The organism is Campylobacter sp. 2457A, assembly GCF_020135895.1.
GTDB lineage: Bacteria > Campylobacterota > Campylobacteria > Campylobacterales > Campylobacteraceae > Campylobacter_D > Campylobacter_D taeniopygiae.
On record NZ_JACHTO010000032.1, the window covers coordinates 1 to 9,119 of the forward strand.

At 26.3% G+C, this 9,119-nt stretch carries 9 protein-coding genes; 3 read left to right on the forward strand and 6 right to left on the reverse strand.

Annotated elements, in window-relative coordinates; genetic code table 11:
- Positions 1-37: 37 nt before the first annotated feature.
- From tssG to H2280_RS07700, 6 genes are all read right to left on the reverse strand, one after another.
- Entirely contained in the window at positions 38-940 is a 903-nt protein-coding gene (gene tssG / locus H2280_RS07675) for a type VI secretion system baseplate subunit TssG (RefSeq protein ID WP_337196202.1), read from the reverse strand.
- On the reverse strand, positions 937-2,658 hold the full coding sequence (gene tssF / locus H2280_RS07680) for a type VI secretion system baseplate subunit TssF (RefSeq protein ID WP_137624107.1): 1,722 nt from the start codon (positions 2,656-2,658) through the stop codon (positions 937-939). Before tssF ends, tssG begins: the two co-directional genes overlap by 4 nt.
- The gene (gene tssE / locus H2280_RS07685; protein ID WP_137624106.1) at positions 2,655-3,047 is read right to left on the reverse strand and encodes a type VI secretion system baseplate subunit TssE; all 393 of its coding nucleotides are present in this window, start codon (positions 3,045-3,047) and stop codon (positions 2,655-2,657) included. Before tssE ends, tssF begins: the two co-directional genes overlap by 4 nt.
- 2 nt (positions 3,048-3,049) lie before the next feature.
- Positions 3,050-4,504: a type VI secretion system contractile sheath large subunit gene (tssC, locus tag H2280_RS07690; protein WP_137624105.1), complete on the reverse strand. Its 1,455-nt coding sequence runs from the start codon at positions 4,502-4,504 to the stop codon at positions 3,050-3,052.
- A 1-nt stretch (position 4,505) separates the two neighbouring features.
- Entirely contained in the window at positions 4,506-4,991 is a 486-nt protein-coding gene (tssB, locus tag H2280_RS07695; protein ID WP_137624104.1) for a type VI secretion system contractile sheath small subunit, read from the reverse strand.
- A gap of 71 nt (positions 4,992-5,062) precedes the next feature.
- Positions 5,063-6,310 (reverse strand): type VI secretion system domain-containing protein, encoded by a 1,248-nt coding sequence (locus tag H2280_RS07700; protein ID WP_337216155.1) that lies wholly within the window; start codon positions 6,308-6,310, stop codon positions 5,063-5,065.
- A 139-nt stretch (positions 6,311-6,449) separates the two neighbouring features.
- Between H2280_RS07700 and tssJ the strand changes: the two genes are divergently transcribed.
- From tssJ to icmH, 3 genes are read left to right on the forward strand one after another with little or no spacing between them, the layout of a single operon-like run.
- Entirely contained in the window at positions 6,450-6,896 is a 447-nt protein-coding gene (tssJ, locus tag H2280_RS07705; RefSeq protein ID WP_337216156.1) for a type VI secretion system lipoprotein TssJ, read from the forward strand.
- Between the two features lie 9 nt (positions 6,897-6,905).
- Complete coding sequence (gene tssK, locus H2280_RS07710; RefSeq protein ID WP_337216157.1) at positions 6,906-8,303, forward strand: type VI secretion system baseplate subunit TssK; 1,398 nt, start codon at positions 6,906-6,908, stop codon at positions 8,301-8,303.
- Positions 8,300-9,079 (forward strand): type IVB secretion system protein IcmH/DotU, encoded by a 780-nt coding sequence (icmH, locus tag H2280_RS07715; RefSeq protein ID WP_137624101.1) that lies wholly within the window; start codon positions 8,300-8,302, stop codon positions 9,077-9,079. Before tssK ends, icmH begins: the two co-directional genes overlap by 4 nt.
- Positions 9,080-9,119: the final 40 nt, after the last annotated feature.

The following is a 9,119-nucleotide window of genomic DNA, read 5'->3' on the forward strand; positions in this document are numbered from 1 at the left end:
TGAGTATGTTTTGTGGTATAAATATTTATTTATTTATTTATTCGTATAGTTTCATATATACTATGGTGTATTTTTTTTGTGTATTTCCTAAGATTTTCGCCCAGCCAAGTTTGGCGGTATTTTCATCCCCTAAGATAAATTTCATTTCTGAAGAATAGTTGATTTTAAGGTATAAATCAACGCAAAATTCATTATTTGTTAAAAACATTATACTATTTTTTAAATCATCATGTTTAGCTCCATTGGGCATAAATTTAACCGCTTCTTGATATGAAATATCTTTTATATAAATTGCTATTTTATTTTGATAAGAGGTAAATTTATCACCCAGTATAAAATTATTTCCCAAGGCGTGATTTTTTATACCCAGTTTATTTCTTTGAGTATCTGAGATTAAAATTTGGTGGGGCAAATTTTCAATGATCGATAATTTGTCTTTTAATTTAAAGTTAACTTGTAAAACTCTTTCTATATGTGTTTTTGGACGCCTTAAACTTAATAATAAAGGTGCAAAAGGCAAATATTTATTTGCGATATCATATTCTTTAATTCCTAATATATTAAATAAAATTTGAGAAATAGAGTCTTTAAAATTATCATTAAAAGATCTCGGATAATTTTTTAAGCCAACGACATCGAAAAATATCCAAAGTAAATAGTGATTAAAAAAATCAAAAAATAAAGTCCAACCTTGCTCTCCATCTTCATTTCTAGATAATTTATCTAACATAAATGAAGGAAGTTGTGAAGAAACTCCATGCAACCCCATAAAATTTACAAATAATTCTATAAATGATTGATCTGAAAAAATAATTTTTTCTAGATCTTTATTTGGATGTTTTAGACTTTTATTGGTTCTTAAAAATATATTTTTTTTCCCATAATCTTTTTCTAATTTTCTTATAAGTTTAAAAAAACTATATGAAGTTAGATCATTCATATTAAAGCTTTTTTTCCAAAGGAAGCAGGGTAATGTAGAATTTCTTTTGAGTCAAGACATTTTATCTTTAATTCACAAAAGGAATTAATGCTAGCAAAAGATGCTAAAAATTTGGATATAACTAATCCTAATAAATACACTTCGCCTAAAGTATAAAACTTAGAATCTTTAATGCTAAAAATAGCTACTGTTCCCTTTTTTGTAATATTTTCATCAATTAGATAAGTGCTTTTGCTTTGAATATCAACTATAGATTCTTGTAAAAGTTCATAAGATTTCCAATTTAATTGATTATCTAAAAAACTATAGCTTTCTAATACACCAAAAAAAGCTTTTCTGCTTAATATAGTTTGATAAGAAAAAGATAGCACGGAAACAAGTTTCCACAATAAATTACCATCAACGCTACATCTTCTCGCTTCGCTTGGAATTTCGATATTTTTAGTATCAACACCTTTTAAATTGCAATTATTGATATCGCCTATTTTTAATCTTGAAGGAAGATCTCCATTGGAGCATAAAAGATCAATGCTTATGGTTTCATCCATTAAATAAGAGGAGAAAAAGGAAATTTCACTAAATACTTCTCCTTTAGAATTCTTTTTAGTATTTATGCTATAAAAGTCTTTTTGATTATCTTTTAAAAATTCAAAACGTTCAAAACTTTTATAGTTTTTTAACAATCTTTTACCCCCTTCGCTATTGTGTGCTTTAACTTGCAATGTTTGTATAATCTCATAAGCTTTAGGTTGGCTTCTATCAATAAAAATTCGATAACTATCTTTTTTATGATTATTTATAAGAGGTTCTGCGCTTTTTGCAAAGATATTGATAATGGGTGTCATACCTAAAGAAAGTAATTCTTTTCTAAATATGCAATTTGTTGGAAAAGGCTTGGAGAATTTAAATTCAATATTAATTGTTCTTCCTTGACAATTATTTAAAACATCTAAGCCATTAATTCTTAGAAAATTAAATTTATGAGGCATAAAAAAATATTCCCTCAATAAAGAAAAAGCTTCAAAACCTAAATCATTATAAGATAAACTACTTTCATCTGGATTTAATCCTATTTTTTCAATATCATAAGTATTGAGAAAAAATTCTTCATCGGTGTCTAAACATTGAATTTTTAATTCTTTCAAATAAGAGTGTATATATAATAATAAAGTAGTAGACATGTAAGTATCATTACCTAAATATAAATTAATTTTTTCTAAACCTAAATCACTTATTTTTGTTTCTGCTTTATCTATTTGTAATTTTAAGTTAAAAGTATAGTCTTGGTTTTTACTTGATACAAAAACCTCATTTATGGAAATAGGATAAAGATAGACATCATAAACAGTTTTAAATTCACAAATGCATTTATCTATAGGTTTTGATTTAACAATAGTCCCTTTAGGAATAGTAAGTTTATTTTCTTTGCTATTTTGTTCAAGTTTAAATTCTTGCATACATAAAGAGGGCAGGGGATTTGTATAGTTTGGAGAAACTATATTGATTAAAGATTCTGCAATATGTGGGATATTTTCATCAAGTTCTTGATGAATTTTAGAACTTAGGATCGCTAAATTTTCAATAATTCTTTCTACATCAGGATCTTTACTATCGTAAGCTAAAAATGGAGCTAGTTTTGGATAATTTTTTACAAAATATTCTCTAGTTTCATATAGATATTCGAGTTCTTTTTGGTAATAAAAGATATTATCCTTCATTTAACCTCGCAATATCTATTATTTTTGAAGATAATCTCTATACTAAATTCTTTAAAACGATCTTCTTGAAAAAAACATTTTGTAATAAAAGAAAGCTGCCAAGGACTTAAGCTATTATCATAAGTAATAGAAACAACTCTTATTCTTTTTTCATAATTATCAATTAACTTTCTTATTTCCTTAGCCATTGATATGCATAATTCACTAGAACTAAGATTAATGTCAGTCATATTTGGCATCCCTAAATCTTTCGCGGTATAACAGTCATTAATCTTGGAGTTGAGCAAAACTTTTATATTATTCTTTACATCCTCAAAATCATTTTGATAGAAAGGAATGTGTGCGTTTTGCTCGTCTAGATCGTGAATCAGTTTATCTAACAAAGACATTATTATTCTTTATCTAGCTTCCCTACCAAAGAAAGCTCAAAATTACCACCCATATATTTAAAATGCGGTCTAACACTTAGTCCTATTTTATACCATCCTGGTTCTCCTGGTATATCATCAACTTTAACTTGTGCAGCCCTAAATGGACGACGACTTCTTACTTCAGAAGGCGGATTTTCTTGATCAGAAATATATTGTCTTATCCATTCATTAAGTCCGTTTTCGATATCACTTCTTTCTTTCCAACTTCCTATTTCTTCTCGTTGTAAAACTTTTAGATAATGTGCTAATCTTGAGATTAGAAAGATATATGGAAGTTGAGTTCCTAGTCTATAGTTTGTTTCAGCTTCTTTGCCCTCTGGTGTATTTTGAAATATTTTTGGCTTTAATGGAGAGTTTGCTGAAAAAAATGCCGCATTATTACTATCTCTTCTTAAAGTTAAAGTTATAAAGCCTGCTTCAGCAAGTTCGTATTCTCTTCTATCGGTAATTAAAACTTCTGTAGGTATTTTTGATTGCATAGTGCCAAAACTCTCATAAAGATAAGTAGGTAAGTCTTTTACAGAGCCTCCACTTTTTGGTCCTATGATATTGCCACACCATCTATATTTGGCAAAACTTTCTGTTAATCTTGTGCAAAAAGTATATGAGGAGTTAGCCCATAATAAATGATTATGCGAAGCATGAACATTTTCTTTGTAATTAAAGCTTTTTATAGGATTTTCTTCTGGATCATAAGGACTTCTTGCTAAGAATCTTGTTACTAGCAAACCCGTATATTTAGAGTCTTCATTTTCCCTAAAAGTTCTCCATCTTGTATATTGCGGTCCTTCTAATAAACCTTGCAAATCTTGAATATTTGCAAGTTCAGAATAATCTTCAAGTCCAAAAAATTTTGGTCCAAAAGAAGTTAAAAAAGGAGAGTGACTCATAGCTGCAATACTAGCCATTTTATTTAAAAAAGTCATATCAGGACTTGCTGAACTAAGTTGATAATCTCCAATGATCGCCCCTACAGGCTCTCCTCCAAATTGCCCATACTCTGAAGAATATATATTTTTATAGACAACACTTTGTGTTATATCTGGATTATTTTCAAAATCCTCTAAAGCTTCTTCTTTTGTTATGTCAAATAAATTGATTTTTATATTTTCATTAAAATCAGTTCTTTCAACTAAAAATCTAAGTCCGCGCCATGTGGATTCAAGCTTTTGAAATTCTTCATTGTGTAAAATTTCATCCATTTGCATTGAAAGCAAGTCATCAATATGTGCTATCATCTCATCAAGTGCAAATTTATTAATTTTTTCTTCAGCATTATCGCTTTTAACAATCTCTGAAATAAATTCAGCAACACCTCTTTTAGCAATGCTATAACTTTCATCAGTTTTAGAATATTTGCTTTTTTCCATAATTTGTTCAATAATTGGAGTATCGACTATTTTAGTATTTGCCATTTTAATTTCCTTGCTCTTCTTGTTTAATTTCTAAAAGTAATTTCTCTTTAGTTTTTTCATTTTTCAATGCTTCTAAAACAGCTTTTCTAAAATCAGGGATATTGCCCATAGGTCCCTTTAGTGCCATCAACGCTTCTCTTAACTGCAATAACTTATTTAATTCAGGTATTTGTTTAGCTAAATTATCCGGTGAAAAATCCTTCATGCTGGCAATATTAAGTTTAACATCAAGCTCTTCAGCTCCTGTACCAAGGGTATTTTTTACACTAAAGCTTGTTGATATGTTAAGTTTTCTCATAACTTGATCGAAATTGATTTTGTTAATCTGCAAAATCTCTCTTTCTTCTAAAGGAGTTTCATTTTTTCCTTTTAAATTCGCCATTACCATTAATTTTAACGGTAATTCTACATCTTCGCTTTGTCCATTAGTTTTGGCTTTGTATGTAATATTAATACGTTCTTTTGGGGCATGAGATCCATCTGACATTGTTAAATCCTTAAAAGTAATATTTTTTTAGTTTGATTATTATATTAAAATTTGCTAAATTTAATCTTGTATCATTTAATTTTATTTTTTGCGTTTTCATATTCTTCAGCTAAATAGTCTTTTAATAAAGTTTTTTCCATTAATTCTACTAAATATATATATAGAATTTTTGAGTTTTTTTTCATTCCTTTTGATTCAAAAATTTTTGCCATTTCTAACAAGGAGTTAATATTATTCATAATAGAATTGTTAAAATTCTCTTTATCGATATTTATTAAGATTTGTTCAAAATCTTGCGATATTTGTTCTTTATCGGTTTTTTTAATTGAAAATAAGCTTTTTTTATGTTCTTTTGCCCTGATAAAATATTTATAAACTTCTTCTTTACAAATAAAATCACCATTTTGAAAACGTAAAAGTTCAATGGTTTCAAATTTGGAAATAAAATCACTCGTTAATATCATAAGAATATCTAGTTGTTTATTTTTTTTCTTTTTTTCTAAAAAATGACAGAAAAGTTGTATGCCTTCTATCCAAAAAGGATTTAAAATAAGCTCATGCATAAAACATTTAATGTGTTCTATATCATTTTTTTTATCAGACAGCAATATACGGATTGCATCAGCATCGGGTTTTCTTATTTTAGTGATCTTTTCACTATTGCATTCTGGTAAGCATTTGATTTTTCCCCACATCGCTTGAGAAAATAAAGCATAAACACTAAGGTTATTTTCATCTTCATCTAAGAGTTCAAAAGCAAGTTTTTGATAAAAATTTTTGTATTCTCTTTCATTGAGGGAATTAATATTATCACTTTTAATATTTACAGATACTTGAGTTACGGGTGATTTTGGAAGCTGTGCTGGAGTTTGGACAATTTCAATTTTTGCAAAATTACAAGATAATAAAGTTTCAAATTCTGAAAATAAAGCAATAAATTGCTTGGTAATTTCAGGAGATATAAGTATTTCTGTTTTATTATATTCTTGAATAAAATTTTGGATTAAATTTTGGATTTTTCGTTTTTGAGTTAATATATAATCATTATTTTCATCCATAAGTTTTTTTAAATGTTGAAAAAGAAGTAAAAGTTTCTCAAAACATTCTTGATTATTTAAATTAAAACAGGATAAAAGAAAATAATTACAGATTTTAAATTCTAAAGAATGTTGCATTAATATAAATTGAGAATATTGATAAACTTTATCCCAAGAAATATTTTCATGATTTAACGTTTTATATTTTGACATTTCATCTTCAAGCAATTGAAATTCTTGCAATTCGTCTAAATTATTTTTTGATTGATCACAAAAAGACATTTTGATTCCTCTAAAAAATTTATCTCATTATAATTAAATTTTAAAAAATATTATGTTAATTTTTTAAAAATTTTACTTTTAATAATTTAGAATTGAGTTAAAAATTATAAATTTAATTTAAAGAAAGGATTTAATTTAAATGTTTTATAAAAAAAGCTTATTTCTTTTATTACCTTTAATTTTTTGTGCTTGTTCAAGTATGGTCAGCATCAAAATCAACAATAAAGAAAATTCTAATCTCAATAAAAGAAATGATGATGTTCCTGTGACGGCTATCATATATCAGCTTAAAGATATTAAAAAATTTGAAGAAGCAAGCGATATAGATTTGGCCACTAGAGAAGACGGTGTATTGGGAAAAGATAAACTTGATTCTATTAAAACACAAATTGCACCCAAAGATAATACTATTGCAATTAAAGTAGATAGTGGAGAAGTTCCTTATGTTGGAGTTCTTGTTTTATTTGCAAATAATACAAACAAGGTGACAAAAGTATGGGCAAAAACTAAAGACGCAAATGGATTTGGAAGTGGCAAGTATTTAAAATTTGAAATATCTAAAAAGGGTATTAAAAGAATTGAGTAGGAAATATATATGGCAAATAAATTAAAAGTTGCTTGGTTTGATGGACTCAATATTGGACAAACTCATTTTGAGCAACAAGAAAGATTTTTTAATAGAAATATAGACCTTAAGACTATAAATATATATAGCAATTTATATGGTATAATTGACTTAGAATTTTCTCAAGAAATGTTATTACAAGGAAAAATTGCACTTTCTAAAATTTCAGGTATTGCACAAGATGGAAGCATTTTTAATGCGCCCGAACAAGATTTGTTACCAGAACCTATTGAAATTAATTATGAATCTTTGATTGATTCTGTTGTAGTATTGAAAATTCCAATCGGAGTTACGGATATTGCTGATTTATCTTTAAGAAACACTTTTCCAAATTCAAAATATATATGTCTTAGAAATAGTATTGCTTTAAGGAATTATGATGATTCAAAATCTAATGCAATGGATAAAATTGAAGATGAATATGAGCTTGAAAATTTAACCTTTACTCAAGAAAAAAAAGATTTACTCCTTGCAAGTCTAAGATTAAAGCTTGGTATTTTAGGCAATTCAACTCCAGACGAACTTGAATTGCCAATCGCAAAAATTAAAAATATTGATATTAATAAAAAAATAGAGTTGGAAAATGATTTTATACCTACTTGTTTAAATATTAGCAAAATACCCACTATAAGATCTTTTTTAGAAGAAATTATTTTTTCAATTAATCAGCACAAAAAAGTTTTATCTAATATTTTTAAAGGCATAGATCAAACAAAAAATACATTAGATTTTAGCACTTTTTTATCTCTTAATCTTTTAAAAAAATGGTATTTGATATTTTCACATCTATCAAAAAAAGATAAAATACACCCTGAATTTTTATATGAAAAATTTTTAGAATTTCAAGGAGAACTTGCAGCTTTTAGCAATGAAGAATCTTTTTTAGATTTTATTCCGTATAAGCATGATAATCTTTATGGTACCTTTTTAAATATGATGAATAATTTAAGATTATTATTTTCTAAAATCACAAGTCCTAAATATTTTATAGCCAAAACCAGCATTAATGGTAATGGTTTTTATGATTTTATTTTTGATAATCCAGGTGTTTTAGAAGATGCCGAAATTTATTTCGCAATTCGTGCAGATTCAACTATAGAATATTTACTTAGTAATTTTAAAACTCAAAGTAAAATACATACTCAAAGTAAAATTAAAAATATAGTCGCAACCCAACTTGAAGGTTTGAATGTGGATCAAGTGCCTAATATTCCTTCTAGTATTCCTTATTTAAACGGTTATGTTTATTATAAAATAGATAAAAGAGACCCATTATTTAAGGATTTTAAAAATGAAAATGTTATCAGTATTTATTTAACTAATAATATCAAAAATCCTGATATCATAATGTGGGCGGTATTTCAATGAATGAAATAATTAACAATGAAGAAAAAAAGGCATTAAGCTTACTTCTTGATTCAAATTTTGATGGTTTAAAAAATAATAAAATTGTAGATTATTCCTTAGAATTGCTTTTGCTCTCTTATAGACTTTCAAAGATCACTTCTATAGATACAAATAATATTAATCAACTTAGGGAAACATTGATTAATAAAATTTTAGACATAACTTCAAAACTAAGTATGTGCAAAGAATATGATGAAAAAGAAATTATTAAATTTAAATATTGTCTTTGTGTTTTTATAGATGAAAGTTTAATGAAAAATGAACTTTTTATTGATTTTTGGGCTCACAATACTTTAACCGTTAGACTATTTGATGAAACTTTGGGCGGTAATAATTTTTATGATATCGCATCTTCGTGGATTAATAATCCTTTTAAATTTAAAGATTTTTTGGAATTTATTTATGTTTGCTTAATTCTTGGATATAAGGGAAAATACAATGAAGCCAAAGATAGAGATGAAAAAATAATTCATTTTTGTGATAATATTGCTGCATCATTAAGGCCAGTTTATAAAGTAGAAGAGGAGTTAGCTTTTAATAAAGCATATAAGATCAGTTTAAAAGAAAATTTTTGGCAGAAATTTATAAGATTATATTTTAAAAAAATTATTATTATTATACCAATGTTAATTATATTGGGAGTATTTGGTTATACAATTTTTAATTTAGAAACTAATAATCTTAAAGTGGATAATAATATATCTGTATTGATAAAAAAACTAATGCCTATAGAGTAAATAAAATTATAGTTTTTAATTATATAAGTTGTGAAATAAA

What these genes read in the sequence shown, in the direction of transcription:
- tssK (WP_337216157.1), top strand. Translation starts at nt 6,906, where the DNA reads ATGGCAAATAAATTAAAAGTTGCTTGGTTTGATGGACTCAATATTGGA.
- tssB (WP_137624104.1), bottom strand. Translation starts at nt 4,991, where the DNA reads ATGTCAGATGGATCTCATGCCCCAAAAGAACGTATTAATATTACATAC.
- icmH (WP_137624101.1), top strand. Translation starts at nt 8,300, where the DNA reads ATGAATGAAATAATTAACAATGAAGAAAAAAAGGCATTAAGCTTACTT.
- tssF (WP_137624107.1), bottom strand. Translation starts at nt 2,658, where the DNA reads ATGAAGGATAATATCTTTTATTACCAAAAAGAACTCGAATATCTATAT.
- tssJ (WP_337216156.1), top strand. Translation starts at nt 6,450, where the DNA reads ATGTTTTATAAAAAAAGCTTATTTCTTTTATTACCTTTAATTTTTTGT.
- tssC (WP_137624105.1), bottom strand. Translation starts at nt 4,504, where the DNA reads ATGGCAAATACTAAAATAGTCGATACTCCAATTATTGAACAAATTATG.
- tssG (WP_337196202.1), bottom strand. Translation starts at nt 940, where the DNA reads ATGAATGATCTAACTTCATATAGTTTTTTTAAACTTATAAGAAAATTA.
- H2280_RS07700 (WP_337216155.1), bottom strand. Translation starts at nt 6,310, where the DNA reads ATGTCTTTTTGTGATCAATCAAAAAATAATTTAGACGAATTGCAAGAA.
- tssE (WP_137624106.1), bottom strand. Translation starts at nt 3,047, where the DNA reads ATGTCTTTGTTAGATAAACTGATTCACGATCTAGACGAGCAAAACGCA.